This is a genomic window from Pseudomonas hunanensis, from assembly GCF_013393325.1.
In the GTDB taxonomy this organism is placed as follows: Bacteria; Pseudomonadota; Gammaproteobacteria; order Pseudomonadales; family Pseudomonadaceae; genus Aquipseudomonas; species Aquipseudomonas putida_P.
Genome location: NZ_QJRC01000003.1, coordinates 1 through 304 on the forward strand (window position 1 = coordinate 1; position 304 = coordinate 304).

The 304-nt window shown below is 63.2% G+C and carries 1 pseudogene; it reads right to left on the reverse strand.

The window, feature by feature from the left end:
• Positions 1-304, reverse strand: a pseudogene (locus tag DM807_RS00015) (T6SS effector BTH_I2691 family protein); the annotation flags it as partial.

Sequence of the window (304 nt, forward strand, 5' to 3'; positions counted from 1 at the left end):
CGGTGATGCCGACCATGGCCGGAAAGCGGCCGGCCAAGCCTTCGATCACGTTATCGCTGGCGCCGAGCAAACTGCCGATCGCGTCGGCCTTGTCCTTGAATGGGTTGAACGGTGCCAGGGCGGTGTACAGCGGGCTGTCGTGTTGATCGAGCCATTGTTCCAGGCGTTTGAAGCGCAGATCCTGTTCCTCGGTGCCAGGGGCCGGCTGGCCCATCGGCTGAATCAGCAACGCCAAGGATATTTCCAGCCCGCGGGCGGAAGTGATTTCGTCACGGTCGTAACAGGCCAAGGCGGCGGCCAGGCT